The organism is Bacteroidota bacterium, from assembly GCA_036522515.1.
GTDB lineage: Bacteria > Bacteroidota > Ignavibacteria > UBA10030 > SZUA-254 > VBOC01.
The window spans coordinates 16,863-35,450 of the sequence record DATDFQ010000015.1 but is presented as its reverse complement, the minus strand read 5'-3'; the positions used below and the strand labels follow the sequence as shown (position 1 = coordinate 35,450).

The window sequence follows — 18,588 nt, the reverse complement described above, 5'->3', positions numbered from 1 at the left end:
CCTTCGGTCGCTCCGCTCCCTCAGGATGACAATCAAAAGTGGGAGCCGGAAGTCAAGGAGAAAGCCTAACGCGTATGTTCAAAGCTCTTAAACCGATCATCGTCAAGGAGTTTCGCCAGGTCAGGCGCGATCCGACTTCTCTCGGGATGCTGCTCGTCCTCCCGGCGGCGCTCATCATCCTCGTCGGCTACGCCCTCAACTTCGACGTGAAGCACATTCCGCTTGCGATCTACGATCAGGACAAGAGCTCCGGGAGCCGGGCGTATCTCGAGATGTTCAAGCATACCGAGTACTTCGACGATCTCTACGACGTTTCGGGATATCCCGAGATCGAGGAGCACTTCCTGCACGGAAGGGCGAAGATCGCGATCGTGGTGCCGCCCCGGTTCTCAAGCGACCTCCTCGCCGGCCGGGACGCCAGGGTCCAGATCCTTGTCGACGGCGCCGACGCGAATACCTCGGGCCAGGCGGTCGCGAACGCGACGAGGATGACGCTCGATTACTCCACCCGCCTCGTCGCCGCCGCCTTCAGCCGGACCGGGAAGCAGCAGTACCTCCCGATCGATTTTCAGCCCCGGATCTGGTACAACCCTGACCTCCGGACGACGGAGTTTCTCCTCCCGGGACTGATCGGCTTCATTCTCGTGCTGACCGCCGTCGTTTCCACCTCGATGACGGTCGTGCGGGAAAAGGAGCGGGGCACGATGGAGCAGATCATGGTCTCGCCGCTCACGCCGATGCAGGTCATTCTCGGGAAGACCGTTCCCTACCTTCTGATGAGTATGGCGGGAGCCGCGGCGATCCTCGTCTTCGGTTATGTGCTGTTCGGCGTCCAGGTGAAGGGGGATCTGCTTCTCCTCTTCGCGGCGATCTTCACGATCGTCCTGGGGGCGCTCGGCCAGGGGCTCCTGATTTCGACGATCACGGATTCGCAACAGGTCGCGTTCATGCTCTCCGTCTTCAGCTCGCTGCTCCCCTCGTTCCTCCTCTCGGGGTTCGTGTTTCCGGTCTCCAACATGCCCGTCGTCCTCCAGGTGCTCTCCAACCTTGCGGTGAACAAGTTCTTCCTGGTCGCCGTTCGCGGCATCATGCTGAAGGGCGCGGGCTTCGGGTCGCTCTGGGAGCAGTTCGCGTGCATGGGGGCGTTTGCGGCGGTGATGATCGGGCTCGCGGTCACGAGAATGCACAAGAGGGTCTCATGAGCGGCGCGGGGATGCGGGCGAGCCTCCGGGTGATCCTCGAGATCGTCAGGAAGGAATTTTACCAGGTCCGGCAGGATAAGAGGATGCTGAGCGTCTCGACGATCGCGCCGATCCTGCAGGTGCTCCTCCTGGGATACGCGGCCACGACCGACATCAAGTATAGCAACCTCGCGGTGTGCGATATGGACAGGACGGCCGGGAGCCGCGCCCTGATCCAGGAGTTCACGAACACGCCATACTTCATCGAGCGGCGGGCGGTCGATACGCCCGGCGGCCTCGACCGCCTCATCGAAGACGGGGAGGCGTCGATCGGGCTGGTCATTCCTTCGGGGTTTGGGTCGAAGCTCTCGGGCCGCGAGACGGCGCAGGTGCAGGTGGTCCTCGACGGCGCCGATGCCAACACGGCGAGCGTCCTTCTGGAGTACGCGAACCAGATCGTCCAGTCGTACTCGCAGGCCATCTTTCTGAGCCAGGCGAGGACCCCGGCCGGGGCCCGTATCGGAAGGGTGCTGCCGGAGCCGCGCATCTGGTTCAATCCCGACCTGCGGAGCACTAACTATATGGTGCCCGGAGTGATGGGAACGGTGTTGATGATCATTACGATGACGCTGACGTCACTCGGCATCGTCAAGGAAAAAGAGATCGGCACGCTGGAACAGCTCCTCGTCACGCCGATTAAGCCGTACGAGCTGATCCTCGGAAAACTGATTCCGTTCATCCTGATCGGCTTCCTGGACGTGATCGTCGTGCTGGCGATCGCGCACTTCTGGTTCGGCGTGCCGCTGGTGGGGAGCCTGGCGCTGCTCTTCGGCCTGAGTGTGCTTTTCATCCTCACGACGCTGGGCCTGGGGTTGTTCATTTCGACGATCGCAAAGTCGCAGCATCAGGCGATGCTGATCGCGCAGTTTTTCTTCTTCATGCCGTCCACCTTTCTCTCCGGCTTCACCTTCCCGATCGCGAACATGCCGGCGGTCATCCGGTGGATCACCTACCTGATCCCGCTCCGCTACTTCCTCGAGATCGTGCGCGGGATCTTCCTGAAGGGCGCGTCGCTCGCAGAGCTCTGGCCCCAGGCGCTTGCGCTCGTCGTCTTCGGCGTCGCCATCCTGACCCTGAGCGTTCTCAGGTTCCGGAAGAGGCTCGGCTAGGACCCCGGCGGGCGCCGCGTCAGCGGATCACCAGCTCCTTCATGATGTTCTGCGCGTTCGAGAACTTGTCCAGGACAAAGAGAATGTACCGGGCGTCGACGCTGATCGTGCGGTTGAGGTCGTCCTGGAAGAGGTAGTCTCCCACCACCGCTTCCCAGTTTCCGTCGAACGCGATCCCGATCAGGTCCCCCGTGCCGTTAATCACCGGGCTCCCCGAGTTTCCGCCCGTGATGTCGAGGTCCGCGATGAACGCGACGGGGATGTCGTGCGTGCGGGCATCGGCATACGGCCCGAAATCCTTCTTTTCCCAGAGCTCCCGAAGGCGGGGCGGGACGACGAACGGATCCTCTCCGGTTTCCTTTTCCATGACGCCGTGCAGGGTGGTGACGAAATCATAATGGACGGCGTCGCGCGGGACGTACGGCTTCACCTGCCCGTAGGTAAAGCGGAGCGTGCGGTTCGCGTCCGGGTAGAGATCGGGGCCTTTCCATGCCATCCACGCCTCCAGGAGCTTCGCCCGCTGAGCGCCGATTTTGGCGTTGTAGGAGGCGGTCGACGCCTGGAGAGGCATGTTGTCCTTGTCGAGCTCCATCGCGAATTTTACCAGCTCGTCCTCGCGCAGTTCGCCGGCCGGTTTATCGGCCAGCTTCATGCATCCTTCCAGCGTCGTCAATTTGGAATGTTCGAAGAGGTCTTTGACGTATTCCCTGACCGCTTTCTCGCGGTCCGCGCCGGTCCGCGATCCCGCGACGTGGGAAACGATCTGGAGGCGCTGGGAGGAGGGGAGCTCCGCGTTCATCAGGAGCAGCCCGGTCAGGAGTTCCCTGTCGACGTTCACATTGATGTCCTTGAGCGCCCGGGGGAGAAAATCCTTGAGCGATTGAAGCTCGCTTTCCGGCGGTCTGTTCGTTCCGGCCGAGTCCTTCGCGAAATGATTCGCAAGCGTGTTGAACCGGAGGGCGATCGCAAGCAGGTCGGAGCCGCCGGCAAGGTTGTTGTACCCGATCTGTTTCTGATTGAAGATCTTCAACTCTTCCTGCGTCTTGGCGATCCCGGGAAGGACGTCCCCGTACCGGGCTTCCAGGTCGGGTTTCGAGCGCAAAAATTCGAGAAACTTCCGTTCTTCCTCATGCCGCTCCCCGAGGACGCCGGAGCGGCGCATTCCCTCGAGCGTGCCCTCGTAGTTTTTAAACGTGTTCGCAAGGCCCCGCCATTTTGAAGCGTACTGGATGGCCACGCCGCGGTCGGTCTTTCCGGCCCCCTCGATGATATCCATCCGCTTCTTGAAAAACTGCATCGTGAGGGGGAGCGTCTCCTCTTTTGCGAGCTGGATCTCGGCGGCGGTCCGGTACCGGAACGTCCTGCCCGGAAATCCCATGATCATCGCGAAGGAATTCTCATCGTACCCTTTTGCGGAAATCGGAAGGAACGCCTTCGGCTTGAACGGGACGTTTTCTTTGGCGTATTTCGCGGGCTTGCCGTCCGGGGCCGCGTAAGCGCGCATCAGTGAGAAATCGCCGGTGTGCCGCGGCCAGTACCAGTTATCGACTTCCCCTCCGTAGTTTCCGATCGCCTCGGGGGGCGCGTAGACCAGCCGCACATCGCGGAGCACCTGGTAGGCGAACATGAAATATTTCACGCCGTTATAGAATTCCGACGCGCGGCAATCGTACCCGGTTTTCCGCGAGGCGGCCTGCGAGATCCGAAGCAACCGCACCCGGACCGAGTCGGCCCGCTGTGGGGGAGGCATGTCGCTCCCGATTCCGTCGAGAACCTGGGAGGTGATGTCCTCCTGGCTCATGACGATTTGCGCCTGGTAGGTGGGGATCGAAAGCTCTTCTTCCCGGGTCTTTGCGTAAAACCCGTTCTTCAGAAAATCGTCCTGCGTCGAGCTGACCGACTGGATCGCGCCGAAGGCGACGTGGTGGTTGGTCAGGATCAGCCCCTCGGCCGAGATGAACGAGCTGGTCCCGCCGCCGAGCAGGACGATCGCGTCCTTCAGGCTCGTTCCGTCCGGGTTGTAGATTTGAGCGGGGGTGAGGTGGAGCCCGTGCTTCTGCATCTCGGGCCACGGCAGCTTGTCGAGCTGGTTCATCATCCACATCCCTTCATCCGGCGCGGTCCATGCCGCGAAGAGGAGAAGGCTGGCGCAAGTCAAAAGGACAGTGAGTACCGTTTTCTTCATGGAAGACTCCTATTGGGTTTGGGGACGTGGTTGGGGCGCATGAACATACTCAACTCGGCGCTCAAAATCAAATTGCAACTCAACCCCATTCGGCGTATATTCGGTCACCCCTGTCAGGAAGTCACGCATGACCCGAAGGAACCCGTTCATGGCCAAGCAATCGACCCCCCGGCGCGGAAGCAATAATTCCCCTTCCGTCGCCCCGCCGGATGTCGCCACGACCGACGCGCTCATCCGGGCGATGTACGAGTCGGTTTCGTTCCCGCCCGGCAGCCAGCCCGATTTCGACCGGCTCCGCGCGCTCTTCCACCCGGATGGGAGGATCATTCCTCCCCGGGCGGAACGCGGGGCGGAGCTGGAGGTGCTCGACGTGGAGGAGTTTATTTCCCGCTCCCGCGTGGACGTCGTCTCGACCGGATTGGAACGGCGGGGTTTTCAGGAACAGGAGATCGCCCGCCGCTCGGCGGTTTTCGGATCGATGGTCCACATCCTGAGCACCTATGAATCCCGCTACACCCTCGCCGATCCGGCGCCGTTCCAGCGCGGGATCAACAGCATCCAGCTCGTGCAGGACTCTTACCGGTTCTGGATCCTCTCCATCCTGTGGGAGGCGGAGCGGCCCGGCAACCCCATCCCCAAAGCGTTCCTCTCCTGACCGGCCGGCGCCTCGCCGGAATCTTTTCCCGGAATCTTTTGAGGGTGCGGACTGTTCACAATGACAGCCCCGCCGCCCGCAGTTGACAACGAAATGTGCATTTTGTATACTTGGGCCATTAGAGTCACATAGTCGATTATCCCCTCCACCGCGTGCGGAAGGCGATGGTTCGCCGCCCGCTCTCATTCATTCAAGATCCCGGTCAGTGCGCATGAAGAAAAAGCAGTGGCTTCTCCTCTCCGCCGGTGTGGCGGCCGCCGCCGTTGCGGTCGTGGTGATCGTGAAGGTCGCCGGAGGAAGTTCGGCGGATCCGTCCCGCCGGTCCGCCGCCCCGCTCGTGCGGGCGGAAACCCCCCGGCGGGAGAGCGTGACCTACCAGCTCAAGTTCACGGGAGACGTGGTTTCGGTGAGCCAGGCCACGATTATTTCCAAAGTCGGCGGAAGCATCGAGCGGGTCTATGTCGATATCGGTACGCCGGTGAGGGAGAACCAGCCGCTCGCTCTGATCGATACGGCGGAGCTCGCGCAGCAACATATGCAGATGAAGGCGGCGTATGAGAATGCCGAAATCAATTACAAGCGGACGAAGGAGCTCGCCGAGCAAAACCTCCTCGCGAAACAGGATCTGGATAACGCCGGAACAGCTTTGAAAATCGCCTCGGCGAACTACGAGACGGCGAGGACCCGGCTCGCCTACGCCCACATCACGGCGCCCTTCGCGGGCTACATCACCAAGAAGTACCTCGACCCCGGAGCAGTGGTCACCGCCAGCAGCACCCCCCTGTTTTCTCTCATGGGACTCGAAGCGATGAAAATCTCGATCAACGTCCTGGAAAAGGACATCCCGCTGATCGCAATCGGAAAGAAAGCGGTCATCACCGTCGATGCGTTCCCGGGGAAGGAGTTTCAGGGCTCGATCGCCCGGTACAGCCAGGCGGTGGACCTCTCGACGCGGACCATGGCGGTCGAGATCGATATCCCGAACCCGGAGCACCTGTTGAAACCGGGAATGTTCGCCAATGTCACGCTGGTTGTGAACGTCCACCAGAATGCGGTGACAGTCCCGACACAGGCTCTTCTGAAGGACGACCGGGGATCGTTCGTGTTTCTCTTCAACGGCGATGCGGCGCACCGTAAGGATGTCAAGCCCGGCATCGAGCAGGACACGCGGACGGAGATCCTCTCCGGGCTGGACGGTTCCGAGCGCGTCATTACGACCGGACAGCAATTTGTGAAGGACGGCTCTCCCGTGATTCTACAACATTGAGAGAGTGATCCCATGTGGCTGACGCGGCTCGCCCTCCGGTACCCGATTTCGACATTTCTCTTCGCGATGACGATCCTCATCCTGGGATTCGTCTCGTTCCAGCAGCTTCCGGTTGACCTCCTTCCGAATATCACCGTTCCCGTTGTCAGCACGGTGACGTTTTATTCCGGTGCGGGCCCGCTGGACATGGAACAATCGGTCACCGTCTTCATCGAACGCGGCGTCAGCTCGGTCAACGACGTCAGTTATGTGCAGTCCTCCACGAGGGAGGGGGTCTCCCAGGTCCGCATCAATTTCAACTGGGATGCGAATCTCGACGTCGGGCTCGTGGACGTCGTCCAGCGGGTCAACCGGATCCTGAGCCAGCTTCCCACCGGCGTTTCGCAGCCGATCGTGCTGCGGTTCGACCTGACGAACATCCCCGTCTGCAGGGTTGCGGTATCGAGCAACATGGACGAGCGCGACCTTTACGACCTGGGCCTGAATGTCATCGAGCCCCAGATCGAGCATTTGCCGGGCGTGGCTTCCGCGCAGGTCCTCGGCGGCCGGATCCGCGAGATCCATGTGACCATCGACCGGAACCGCGTTTCCGCGCTCCAGATCCCCGTCCAATCCGTCCTGAACGCCGTCGCCAACTCGAACCTGATCCTCCCCTCCGGCGACCTGAGGACCGGGCGTTTCGACTACTCGCTCAAGACCGAGAGCCGCTTCAATGTCGTGAAACCGATGGAAGACGTCATTGTGAAGGTGGTGAACAGCGTCCCGATCCGGTTGAAGGACATCGGGTCGGTGGACGACAGCTATCAGGAACAGACAGAATTGATCCGGATCGACGGGAAACCGGGCCTGATCCTCAGCGTGCAGAAGCTCGCCAGCGCGAACACGGTGGAGGTCGTGGATAATGTTCTTCGTTCCCTTCCCAAGCTGACCGGGATCCCGGAGAACGTGAAGATGTCGCTCTCATTCGACCAGTCGATGTACATCCGGCAGACCATCTCCGGCCTCCAGCGGGAGGCGTTCCTCGGGGCGGTCCTCGCGATGCTCATCATCCTCTTCTTTCTGCGGAATCTGCGGGGAACCCTCATCATTATTGTCGCGATCCCCCTCTCGATTCTGCTCGCCTTCATTTTTTTCCGTTTCGGAAATGTCACGCTCAATATCATGACCTTCGGCGGGCTCGCACTTGCGGTCGGGAGGCTCGTCGACGACTCGATTGTCGAGCTGGAGGCGATCTCGCGCCACTACAACGAGCGGAAGGAAGGGCAGTCGAAGATGGCGGCGACGCTGGAGGCGGCGAAGGAAGTCGCTTCCCCGATCTTCGTATCGACGCTCACCACCGTGATCGTCTTTCTTCCGATCGTCTTTCTCGCGGGGATCGCAAAGATGCTCTTCATACCGCTCACGGTGACCATCACCGTTGCGCTCTTCGGATCCTTCTTCGTCTCGCGGACGGTCACGCCGCTGATGTGCCTGAAGTCGCTTCCCCCGGAAAAACTCCTCGACCGGACATCGCAAAAGCTCTCCGACCGGTTCCGGGTCGCGTCGTACGATTTCATCGAAGGGCTCGACCGGTGGTATGAAAAGAGGCTGAAGTGGACGCTGTCCCACCGGCGGACGGTCATCTGGACGATTGTCGGCCTCGCGGTCGCCTCGGTGGGGCTGGTGAAATTCGTCGGAACCGAATTCTTCCCCGATCAGGATGAAGGCCAGTTCCAGATCACCGTCAAGCTCCCCGTGGGGAGCCGGTCCGACGTCACCGATCAGTTCGTGCGGCAGGTCGAAGACACGCTCAGGAGAAATGTTCCCGAGATCCAGGCGATGATCACCGACATCGGCGTCCCGGCGGCGAGGAGCGGAAACTTTTTCGGAAGGAACTCCGGAAGCCACGCGGCGAACATCCAGGTCGCTCTCGTCGAGCCGGGCCTGCGCAACCGGTCGGTGTTCGAGATCATCAAGGCCGTCCGTCCCAAGCTCGCGAAGATCCCCGGTGCCACCCTGTTCATCTCACCCGGCGGAATTCTCCGGTTCCTTCTCAACTTCGGTTCGAATGCACCCATCGACGTGGAGATCCGCGGGTTTGATATCGACGCGGGAGCCGCGCTCGCGAAACAGGTCACCGCGATTGTCCAGTCGACACCCGGCACCACGGATGTCCAATCGAGCCGGGAGGACAACCTCCCGGAGCTGCGCGTGAGGATCGACCGCGACAAGGCGGGCATCCTCGGGATCAACGCCGCGGACGTATCGAACACGATCAACACCTGCATCAACGGGACGGTCGCCTCGCTCTATACCGACCCGGTGAACGGGAACCAGTACAACATCCTCGTCCGGTTGAGCGAGAGCTACCGCTCGAACATCGACGATCTCAAGAACATCGTTCTGACCACGGGGAGCGGGCAGCAGGTGGAGCTCGGGAATGTCGCCGTCATCGAGCGGGCGAACTCGCCGGTCCAGATCGACCGCAAGTACCAGCAGCGTCTCATCGACGTCACCGCCAACGTCTCGGGCCGCGACCTCGGAAGCGTCGCCGCCGACATCCAGGCGAAAGTCGACGCCCTCGAGCTTCCGCCCGGGTTCGAGGTCCGGCTCACCGGAAACGTCGAGCAGCAGCAAAAGACGTTCCGGGATCTGGCTCTTGCCTTCGCGCTTGCGATCCTGCTCGTCTACGTGGTTATGGCGTCTCAATTTCAATCGCTGATCGATCCCTTCATCATCATGTTCACGGTTCCCCTCGGAATCATCGGAGTCTTCTGGATGCTGTTTCTCACGGGCACGACGCTCTCGGTGACCTCGTTTCAGGGGGTGATCGTCATGGTCGGGATCGTGGTGAGCAACGGCATCCTCCTCGTCGATTACACGAACCACCTTCGACAGAGGGGAGTCGAGCTGGCCGACGCCGTCCTCAGGGCGGGCATCACGCGCCTGAAGCCCATTTTGATGACCTCCCTGGCCACCGTGCTCGGTCTGATCCCGATGGCGATCGGCCTGGGGGGTGAATCGACGCAGGCTCCGCTCGCGATCGCCGTGATCGGCGGGTTGACGGTCTCGACGACCCTCACGCTCTTCTTCGTCCCGGTCCTTTATACGATTTTTGAAGAACGGTTCAAGCGGGAGATGAAAGCGGCGGAGGAGCAATCGGAATGACCCGATCGGCTGCCTCGCGCCTCGCGCTCTCCTCGCTGCTGGCGCTCATGGGCGTTTCCATGCTGAGGGGCCAGTCGAGTCAGGCTGGCATCGATTCCCTCACGATGGACCAGGCGGTGAAACTTGCGCTTGAACATCACCCGTCGCTGCTGGCCGCCGCCGCCGGAGTCGAGATCGCCGGCGCGGGATTGACGCAAGCCCGGGCGGCGTATTATCCGTCGTTGACGGGGTCTGCGAGCCTCGTCCGGACCGACGGCGCGTTCGTCCTCAACCCCACGTTTCCGCCGCGCAACCAATCGTACAACACCTACTCCGCCGGGCTCCAGGTCCAGCAGACCATTTTCGACTTCGGGAGGACCATCGGGAGAGTTTCGGCGGGGGGCGGGTTCGTCGATGCGGCCAACTCGGACCGGGAAGGCACCCTGCAGAGTGTCGTGATGAACGTCGAGCTCGCCTATTTTGACCTCATGCAGGCGACGGAGGTCGTCGGCGTCGATCAGGAGGCGGTCTCGCAGGCGAACGAGCACCTGAGGCAGGCGAAGGCCTTTTATTCGGTCGGCCGGCGGCCGCAATCGGACGTAACCAAGGCCGAGGTCGATGTGGCGAACGCCGAGGTCAACCTGATCCGGGCCCGCAACCAGATGCGTCTTGCAAAGGTCGCCCTCGAGAATTCCATGGGGGTCCACCCCGCAGGCGTCTATAAAATTCGGGAGGCGTTCGAAGTCCCGCCGTTCAACTTGACGCTCGATTCGGCCCAAACGTATGCCGCGCTCTCGAGGCCCGAGCTTCTCGCCTCGCAGGCGCGCGTGGGCGCGGACCGGTCGCTCGCCACGGCGGCGTGGGACCAGCATCTTCCCGTGATTTCGGCCTCCGGCAACTGGACCTGGAGCAATTTCGATTTCCCGCTCTTCAGCCGCTGGACCGCGGGGGTGACCCTCTCGGTGCCGATCTTTCAGGGATTCGCCATCACCGGGCAGGTCGAGCAGGCCCGCGCGACCGCGGACGCCGAGGAGGCGAATTTCGCGCTCCTCAGGGAATCGGTGAGGGAGGAGGTCGAGCTGAACTACCTGAGTCTCAGAGAGGCGGAGGAACGGATCGCCGCCGCGACGAAACTGGTGGATCTGGCGGAGGAAAACTTCCGGCTCGCCGACCGCCAGTATGCCGCGGGCGTGGGCACCGCGATCGACGCGGCCGACGCGCAGCTCTCCCTTTCCAATGCAAGGATCACGAAGATCCAGGCGCTCTCCGATTACAACGGGTTTCTCATCCGGCTCCGGCGCTCGATCGGCACGGTTGGGCATTGATTTCCTCGCTCCCGCGGTCCCCGCGGGAGCGAGACGCAACCTGAAGGTTGCGCCTACCGAGGCCTCTGGCTCCTCGTTGCGGCGCAGAGCGTGGGAACGAGACGGGGAGGCCCTCCTTTCCGTTGCAATTCACTCCCATTCGGCGTATATTGAAGGAACGAACTGGGGCTCCGAACGATTGGATCAGAATTTTCGCCGCATTTTGATCGTCCGCACCGATAGAATCGGGGACGTGATTCTCACGCTCCCGATGGCGCGAGTCCTCAAGAAAAACTCCCCCTCCGTTCGAATCGCATTCCTGATTCAGCGTTATACATCCGAGATCGTCGAGAGCGATCCGGGCGTCGACCAGGTGATGTATTACGACGACGGCCGGCACTCTCTTCCCTTTTTCCGGCTGGTCGCGGCCATCCGCCGCGAGGAATTCGACGTCGTGTTCCACACCCATCCGATGTTCCGGCTGGCCCTGATCACGAGGCTGGCCCGGATCCCCGTTCGCGTCGGCACCGGCTACCGTTGGTATTCGTTTCTGTTCAACAGGAAGGTGTTCGAGCACCGCAAAGACGCCCGGAAGCACGAACTGGAGTATAATCTCAACCTTCTCGAGGCCGTCGACTGCCCCGTAGGGTCTGACGACATCGTCCCGACCCTTCGGGTTGCGCCGGAATCCCTGAAAAAGGCCGGAGAAGTTCTTGCAGGGCTCGGGATAGAGAGGGGACGGCGGTTCGTTCTGATCCATCCCGGGAGCGGAGGATCGGCGAGGGATTGGAGCGCGGACAATTTCGGCCTGCTCGCAAGGCGGCTGGCGGAGCTTCAGGATGTCAGGGTGGTGATTGCGGGGAGCGAAGCGGAAGAGCGGCTCGTCCGGCGGGTCTGGGAACTCTCCGCGAAACGGGCTCTTGTGCTTGCGGAACGGCTGAACCTGAGGGAATATGCCGCGCTCGCGAAGCTCGCATCTCTTTTTATCGCGAATTCGACCGGACCGCTTCATATTGCCGCGGCGGTCGGCACCCCGGTGATCGGATTGTACCCGCAGGTGACTCCTCTTAACGCAACGAGATGGGGCCCCTACACGCAGAAGAAAACCATCTTCTCGCCTGCGGGCAAACCCTCGGACTGCTCGAAGTGTGTCGGATCAGGAGACGGGCGCTGTGAATGCATGGATTCAATCGGGGTGGAAGAAGTCTTTCGGGCGGCTCTCGCATTCCTGCCGAATGACTGAGGGCCGACGGCTCCCGGCCGGACTTCTTATTCTGGCGGGCCTGGCATGCTTCATCGGCGCCGCGGGTCCGGGCGTGCCGCAGCCGGTGAACGTAGAGCCGGATCCCGCAGCCGACACGCTGCGCCGCATCCATAACCGGGCCTTCGCGGCCGGCGAGGAGCTGCACTTCGACGTGAACTATCTCGGCGTGACGGCGGGGGAGGCATCCCTTACGGTCTCCGACACGGTCTATCAGGGAAAGAAGTGCTACAGCGTGGTGTTCAGGCTCAAGTCAAAACCGTTCTTCGACATGTTTTACCAGGTGGAGGACAGGTACAATTCGGTCATCGACGCGGAAGGGCTCTTTCCCTGGCGGTTCGAACAACATCTCCGCGAGGGGGGGTACCGGAAGGATTTCAAGGCCGAGTTCGATCAGGTTCGCCACGTCGCAAAGACGACCGAAGGAACGCGTGCGATCCCTCCGTACGTCCAGGACATGATGTCGGCCTTATACTTTTCGCGCTCCGTCGATTACAGCCGCTTCAAAGCGGGGGAGAAGATCCACCTGCAGAATTTCTACAAGGATTCCACCTACGAGCTCGACGTCAGGTTCCGGGGCCGGCAGGAAATCGAGGTGGAAGCGGGAAAGTTCAAGTGCATCGTGATCGAGCCGATGGCCCACGAAGGGGGATTGTTCCGGAGCGAAGGGAGGCTCTATGTATGGCTTACGGACGACGAGCGGAAAATGCCAGTGAGGGTGAGCACCAAGATCGCAATCGGCTCCGTCGATTCGGAGCTTCTCAGGTACAGGGGGATCAACGGTCGGATCGATTCAAAAATTGAGGACGATTAGGGATGGCCGCCTATAAACAGATCGACCTGCGCCGGGTCAGGACAATCCCACTCCGGAAGAGAAAGAGCAAAGTACGCCTCGAGGACCTCGCCGGGCTCTACCGTCCCGGCAGCCAACCCTTTTCATCGTTCGTCCGGTCGCTCCCCCGCGTGCTTGCGGCGGAGGATCTTCGCCTCTTTGTCGGCGACATCGCCGCGTCGCACCGCCGGCGGAAGCCCGTGATCGCGCTGATCGGAGCTCACGTCATCAAGGTCGGCCTTTCTCCGCTCCTGATCGACCTCCTCAAACGCGGCATCGTGACGTGCCTCTCGATGAACAGCGCCGCCGCGATCCACGACGTCGAACTCGCACTCTGGGGTAAGACCTCCGAGGACGTGGAATCGAACCTCCTCAACGGCACGTTCGGCATGGTCCGGGAGACGGGTGAATTTATTAACAGCGCGCTCGCGCGCGGTTTCCGTTCGGGAGAAGCCGGATACGGAGAGGTCCTGGGAACCGCGCTCCGGAAAGCTCCCAACAGGGGTTTGAGCCTTCTCGCGACCTGCTCGAGGCTGCGGATACCCGTGACCGTCCATGCGGCGATCGGGACGGATATCGTCCATCAGCAGCCCTCGATGGACGGCGCGGCCGCGGGCGAGCTCTCCTTCAGGGATTTCAAAGTGCTCTGCAATGTGGTGAAGGACCTTCAGGGCGGCGGGGTCGTCATGAATATCGGATCCGCGGTCCTTCTCCCCGAAGTGTTCCTGAAGGCGCTCACCGTGGCGCGAAATCTCCGCTACCCCGCAAAGGGCTTCACGACAGCCAACTTCGACATGATTCAGCACTACAGGCCGCGGATGAACGTCGTCCAGCGGCCCACGAAGGGCGCCGGGAGAGGATTTATGTTTACCGGGCATCACGAGATCATGATCCCTCTCCTCTGCGCCATGATCAACGAGCGGATTCGCGTCCGCTGATGGAGTTCCCCCCGACGCAGCCCGGTTCACCAGAGTCGCGGCCGGAGTCTCAATCCGAGCCTCAGGCCGAGCCTCAGGCCGAGTCTCAGGCCGAGCCTCAGGCCGAGTCTCAGGGCGAGGTTCAGGCAGAGGTTCAGAGAGCCGCTCCTCCTCTCCGGATTCCCTTCACCGAGAGGCACGGCATCTCTCCGATCGTGTTCGCCGTCGTCTCGCTGGGGATCATTTTTTTCACCTACCAAATCATCGGCGGGGCGCTCACGCTCCTGATCTTCGGCGCCGAACCGGGCGCCGGAAATATCGCGGGTTACAGGCTGGCCACTGCGCTCGGAGAACTCCTGCTGGTGCTCGGCCCGACGCTCCTCCTGGTCCGGTTTGCGACACTTTCGCCCCGGTGGTTCCTCCGTCTCAACGTGCCGGACGTGCGCACGATCCTGGTGCCCATCATCGGCATCTTCTCCCTCCAGGAGATGCTCCAGATCTATCTCGTCGTGCAGGAGAAGATCCCGCTCCCCGAAGAGCTTCAGAAGATCGTCCGGGAATTGTCCCAGCTGATGGAGAAGCTCCTGAACCTGCTCGTCGGCTCGAATTCGGTGCCGGAACTCCTCTGGGTGGTCGTCGTCCTCGCGCTTGTGCCCGCGCTGGTCGAAGAGCTTCTCTTCCGGGGCCTGATCCAGCGATCGTTCGAACGTCATATGGGGCCCGTTCGGGCAATCGTCCTCACGGGCATTCTCTTCGGCGCGTTTCACCTGAACCCGTTCAATTTCGTTCCCCTTGCGGCCCTCGGCATGTACCTGGGCTTCGTCGCCTACCGGGCGAACAGCATCTGGTCCTCCGTCTCGGCCCATTTTTTCAACAACGCGATCGCGTGCGTTGCGAGTTATCTCCACATGGACCAGGATTCCGTTGTGGTGGGAGACCCCGAACGGCTCTCCCCCGGGATCCTTCTTGCGACCTTCTGGTTTTTTGGCGTGATCTTTCTCCTGACCACCTTTTACCTGATCCGCATCACCGCCCCCCGCGCGGGCGATCACCTTGAAGAAGAAAGGGAACCGGCAGAGTGACCAACCTGAAACTTCGCGTGCTGACGGCGATCGTGGCCATTCCCGTCATCGTCCTCCTCTGCATGGCGGGAGGGCTCTGGTTCTTCCTGTTTGTCGCGCTCATTTCCACGCTCGCGCTTTCCGAATTCTATGCGATCGCCGCGGCGAAGGGGGCGAAGCCGATCGCCGCGACCGGCATCGTCCTGGGGTTTCTCATCAATCTCTCGTTCTATCATGCGAAGCTCCGGACCGGCCTCGCAGGGCTCGCCGAGTCGGCGGGGTTCTCGTTCCCGTTCCCGTCGCAGGCCCAGTTGCTCCTCATTATCCTGCTGCTCGCAGTTGCCGGGCTGAGCCTCATCGAGCTCTTCCGGAACCAGGGGTCTCCGGTGCTCAACCTTTCGGTGACGCTCTTCGGGCTCCTCTATATTTCCCTCTTTTTCGGCACATTGATCGGCATCCGGGAGGTCTTCGTGCCGCTCGATTTCCCGATGCTCCGGTTTTTTGCGAGCGAATCGAGCTTCACCGATCCGGAGACGATCGAGAGGGTCTACCGCTGGGGAGGCTCCACCGTGCTCTCGGTGCTGGCGACCATCTGGATCTGCGACAGCGCGGCGTTCCACGTCGGCTCCGCGTTCGGGCGCCACAAGCTCTATCCCCGCGTCAGCCCGAACAAGAGCTGGGAGGGGGCGGCAGCCGGTTTCGTTGCGGCCGTCGGGGCCTCGCTCGCCGCGAAGTATCTCGTCCTCGGCTATCTGACGGCGGGCAGCGCGGTCGTCATCGGAGCTCTCGTGGGCGTCTTCGGGCAGCTCGGCGACCTGATCGAATCCCTCTTTAAACGGGACGCGGGGGTCAAGGATTCCTCGGCACTCATCCCCGGGCACGGCGGCGTGTTCGACCGGTTCGACAGTTTGCTTTTGGTAGCCCCCCTTGTGTATCTTTATCTGGACTTCATCCTTTTTAGTTGATCATGGACGGAAAGAAGCGGAAAATCAATATCGTCACCCTCGGGTGCTCCAAGAACGTCGTCGACTCCGAAGAGCTGATGAGCCAGCTCAGGCACAACGGGCTGGAGTTGACCTCGGAGACCGGGGAGACCGACACCGCCATCATCAACACCTGCGGGTTCATCGAGGCGGCCAAACAGGAATCGATCGACTCGATCCTCGAGGCCGTCGAACTCAAGAAGTCCGGAGTCATCCGGAAGGTGGTCGTCATGGGCTGCCTCTCGGAGCGGTACGCGGACGAACTCCGGAGGGAAATCCCGGAGGTGGACGTCTTTGTCGGCGCGAACAAGATCGACCAGGCCGTCCGGGCGGCCGGGGGGGACTACAAGCACGAGCTGCTCGGGGAACGGATGCTCACGACTCCGAGGCATTTTGCCTACCTGAAAATCTCCGAGGGATGCGACCGGCCCTGTTCTTTTTGCGCGATCCCGCTGATGCGGGGGGCCCACAAGAGCAAGCCCCGGGAGCGCGTCCTGCTCGAAGCTCAGCGCCTCGCCGCTCTCGGCGTGAAGGAAATCGTCCTCATCGCCCAGGACAGCACGTACTATGGGCTCGATCTCTACGGCAAACGAACTCTTGCCGGCCTCCTCGACAGCATCGCGGGGGTAAAAGGGATAGAATGGATCCGGCTTCTCTATGCGTTCCCGGCAGGTTTCCCGGCCGACGTGCTCGAGTGCTTCAACGCGCATCCGAACATTTGCCGCTCTCTCGACATCCCCATCCAGCACATCTCCGATCCGGTCCTCAGTTCCATGAGGCGGGGGATCTCCACCCTGAAGCTGCGGGAACTGCTCGCCGGGATCCGCTCCGCGGTCCCCGGCATCGCGCTCCGCACCACCCTCATCGTCGGGTATCCGGCGGAAGGGGAGAGGGAGTTTGAAGAGCTTCTGGAGTTTGTGCGCGAAGGGCATTTCGACAGGATGGGAGTTTTCACCTATTCACAGGAGGAAGGGACCACCGCCCACCCGCTGGGCGATCCGGTTCCGCAGAGCGTGAAGGAAGCGCGGCGCGATGCGGTCATGGAAGCCCAGCGCGAAATATCCCGCGAGCGAAACGAACGTCTCGTCGGACGGACATTGAAAGTGCTCATCGACTCGGCAGAGGGAGGCACGGCGGCCGGACGGACCGAGTGGGACGCGCCGGAGGTCGACAATGAGGTGATCGTGGAGGATGCGGCCGGGTTCTCCGCGGGAGAATTCTACGACGTCACGATTGTCGGCTCGGAGGCCTATGACCTGTTTGCTGTGCCCGGCGGCAAGGCGTGAAGCGTAGGAACGCTCAGCTCGGCGCCGCGCTCCGGCTGGCGCTCCGCGTCGCGCTTCCGTCGGCTGCGCTCCTGCTGGGGCGGTGCCCGGTCCGGGCGCAGGACGATGCGGCCGCCTTTCAGCTTCCCGATCTCCCCCTGCTCTATTTCGATCTCCTCTGCTTCGCCGGGGACCAGACGAAACAGAGCCGTCTCGACGCCTACGTGGAAGTGCCGTACGAGGACCTTCACTTCTCGCGCGACAACGACGTCTTTTACAGCTCGTACGACGTGACGGTCGACGTGACCGACTCGCTCAACAAGCTGGTCACCGAAAAGATCTGGACCGAAAAGGTCGAGACAAAAGAATATGAAGAGACGATCTCCCCCCATGCGGGCAACCTGAGCCAGAAGTCGTTCCTCCTCCCGCCCGGGACGTACAACGTGACGATCCAGGTGAGCGATAACGACACGAAGAAGACTACGCGGGGGCAGCGAAAGGTGACGGTCCGGGATTTCGCGAATCCGCCATTCTGCATGAGCGACATCATGCTGGTCAACCGGCTCGGCACGGACAAGGACAAAAAAGTCGTCTATCCCAATATCTCCGGGAACGTCGCCAACCTGAGCGACGGGTTCTACCTCTTCTTTGAACTGTATGACCGCGTCGGGGCGGACTCCGCGCGGATCGTCGTCAACATCGGAAACGCCCGGGGCGATACCGTCCAGCGGGACACGTCGGCCCAGCACGTCGGGGGAGAGCGGAAACCGCTGTTCGTGAAGGTCGACGGTTCCCGGTTGGGCGCGGGTGAGTACACGGTCGAATCCGTGGTCACGCCTCTCGGTGGAACGGGGGGCGGACGAACGCCTCTTCCCCGCGCCGCCGCCCTTCGCGCCTTCACGATCCACTGGAGGGGAGTCCCCGTTTCGATCACCGACCTCGATCTGGCGATCGACGAGCTCCAGTACATCACCGACAAGGACAAGATCGACGAGATGAAGAAATCGACCCCCGCGGAGAAGAGGGAGATGTTCCGCGAGTTTTGGAAGAAAAAGGATCCGACTCCGGGGACCGAGCGGAACGAACTGATGGAAGAGTATTACAACCGGGTCGCGTATGCCAACAAGCACTTCAGCCATTACGTCGACGGCTGGAAGACGGACATGGGGATGGTGTACATCATCTTCGGCCCGGCGAGCAACATCGAGAGGCATCCGTTCGACATCGACGCGAAGCCGTACGAGGTCTGGACCTACTACGAACTGAATCGTGAGTTCATATTCATCGACGCAACAGGGTTCGGCGACTACCGGCTCCAGACGCCGATCTGGGATGTGTGGCGGACGCGGCCGCGCTAAGACGGGAATCTCCCTCCCCAGAGG

15 protein-coding genes are annotated in these 18,588 nt (G+C 61.7%); 13 read left to right on the top strand and 2 right to left on the bottom strand.

Annotation, left to right across the window (positions count from 1 at the left end; translation table 11 throughout):
* Positions 1 to 74 precede the first annotated feature (74 nt).
* Positions 75 to 1,202 carry an ABC transporter permease gene (locus tag VI215_01715; protein HEY6191023.1) on the top strand — a complete coding sequence of 376 codons (1,128 nt, stop codon included), beginning with the start codon at positions 75 to 77 and terminating at the stop codon, positions 1,200 to 1,202.
* The gene (locus tag VI215_01710) at positions 1,199 to 2,350 is read left to right on the top strand and encodes an ABC transporter permease (GenBank protein HEY6191022.1); all 1,152 of its coding nucleotides are present in this window, start codon (positions 1,199 to 1,201) and stop codon (positions 2,348 to 2,350) included. The genes VI215_01715 and VI215_01710 overlap by 4 nt, the downstream gene beginning before the upstream one ends.
* A gap of 19 nt (positions 2,351 to 2,369) precedes the next feature.
* Here the strand turns inward: VI215_01710 and VI215_01705 are convergent, their stop codons facing one another.
* Complete coding sequence (locus tag VI215_01705; protein HEY6191021.1) at positions 2,370 to 4,535, bottom strand: S46 family peptidase; 2,166 nt, start codon at positions 4,533 to 4,535, stop codon at positions 2,370 to 2,372.
* 127 nt (positions 4,536 to 4,662) lie between these two features.
* Here VI215_01705 and VI215_01700 point away from each other — a divergent pair, with 127 nt between their 5' ends.
* From VI215_01700 to VI215_01670, 7 genes are all read left to right on the top strand, one after another.
* Positions 4,663 to 5,190 carry a hypothetical protein gene (locus tag VI215_01700; GenBank protein HEY6191020.1) on the top strand — a complete coding sequence of 176 codons (528 nt, stop codon included), beginning with the start codon at positions 4,663 to 4,665 and terminating at the stop codon, positions 5,188 to 5,190.
* 211 nt (positions 5,191 to 5,401) lie between these two features.
* Positions 5,402 to 6,457, top strand: coding sequence for an efflux RND transporter periplasmic adaptor subunit (locus tag VI215_01695; protein HEY6191019.1), 1,056 nt, complete (start codon positions 5,402 to 5,404; stop codon positions 6,455 to 6,457).
* 12 nt (positions 6,458 to 6,469) lie between these two features.
* Positions 6,470 to 9,604 carry an efflux RND transporter permease subunit gene (locus tag VI215_01690; GenBank protein HEY6191018.1) on the top strand — a complete coding sequence of 1,045 codons (3,135 nt, stop codon included), beginning with the start codon at positions 6,470 to 6,472 and terminating at the stop codon, positions 9,602 to 9,604.
* Entirely contained in the window at positions 9,601 to 10,908 is a 1,308-nt protein-coding gene (locus VI215_01685) for a TolC family protein (GenBank protein ID HEY6191017.1), read from the top strand. Before VI215_01690 ends, VI215_01685 begins: the two co-directional genes overlap by 4 nt.
* A 76-nt stretch (positions 10,909 to 10,984) precedes the next feature.
* The gene (locus VI215_01680; GenBank protein ID HEY6191016.1) at positions 10,985 to 12,130 is read left to right on the top strand and encodes a glycosyltransferase family 9 protein; all 1,146 of its coding nucleotides are present in this window, start codon (positions 10,985 to 10,987) and stop codon (positions 12,128 to 12,130) included.
* The gene (locus tag VI215_01675) at positions 12,123 to 12,962 is read left to right on the top strand and encodes a DUF3108 domain-containing protein (GenBank protein ID HEY6191015.1); all 840 of its coding nucleotides are present in this window, start codon (positions 12,123 to 12,125) and stop codon (positions 12,960 to 12,962) included. The genes VI215_01680 and VI215_01675 overlap by 8 nt, the downstream gene beginning before the upstream one ends.
* A gap of 2 nt (positions 12,963 to 12,964) precedes the next feature.
* A complete protein-coding gene (locus tag VI215_01670) occupies positions 12,965 to 13,918 on the top strand; it encodes a hypothetical protein (GenBank protein HEY6191014.1) in 954 nt (317 codons plus the stop codon).
* Between the two features lie 26 nt (positions 13,919 to 13,944).
* Here the strand turns inward: VI215_01670 and VI215_01665 are convergent, their stop codons facing one another.
* Positions 13,945 to 14,097, bottom strand: coding sequence for a hypothetical protein (locus tag VI215_01665; protein ID HEY6191013.1), 153 nt, complete (start codon positions 14,095 to 14,097; stop codon positions 13,945 to 13,947).
* A 15-nt stretch (positions 14,098 to 14,112) separates the two neighbouring features.
* Between VI215_01665 and VI215_01660 the strand changes: the two genes are divergently transcribed.
* Genes VI215_01660 through VI215_01645 form a run of 4 tightly spaced genes read left to right on the top strand, consistent with a single transcriptional unit; the run spans position 14,113 to position 18,564 of the window.
* The gene (locus VI215_01660; GenBank protein HEY6191012.1) at positions 14,113 to 14,979 is read left to right on the top strand and encodes a CPBP family intramembrane glutamic endopeptidase; all 867 of its coding nucleotides are present in this window, start codon (positions 14,113 to 14,115) and stop codon (positions 14,977 to 14,979) included.
* The gene (locus tag VI215_01655) at positions 14,976 to 15,923 is read left to right on the top strand and encodes a phosphatidate cytidylyltransferase (GenBank protein HEY6191011.1); all 948 of its coding nucleotides are present in this window, start codon (positions 14,976 to 14,978) and stop codon (positions 15,921 to 15,923) included. Before VI215_01660 ends, VI215_01655 begins: the two co-directional genes overlap by 4 nt.
* A gap of 2 nt (positions 15,924 to 15,925) precedes the next feature.
* Positions 15,926 to 17,227 (top strand): 30S ribosomal protein S12 methylthiotransferase RimO, encoded by a 1,302-nt coding sequence (gene rimO, locus VI215_01650; GenBank protein HEY6191010.1) that lies wholly within the window; start codon positions 15,926 to 15,928, stop codon positions 17,225 to 17,227.
* Positions 17,224 to 18,564, top strand: coding sequence for a GWxTD domain-containing protein (locus VI215_01645; protein HEY6191009.1), 1,341 nt, complete (start codon positions 17,224 to 17,226; stop codon positions 18,562 to 18,564). The genes rimO and VI215_01645 overlap by 4 nt, the downstream gene beginning before the upstream one ends.
* Positions 18,565 to 18,588 lie beyond the last annotated feature (24 nt).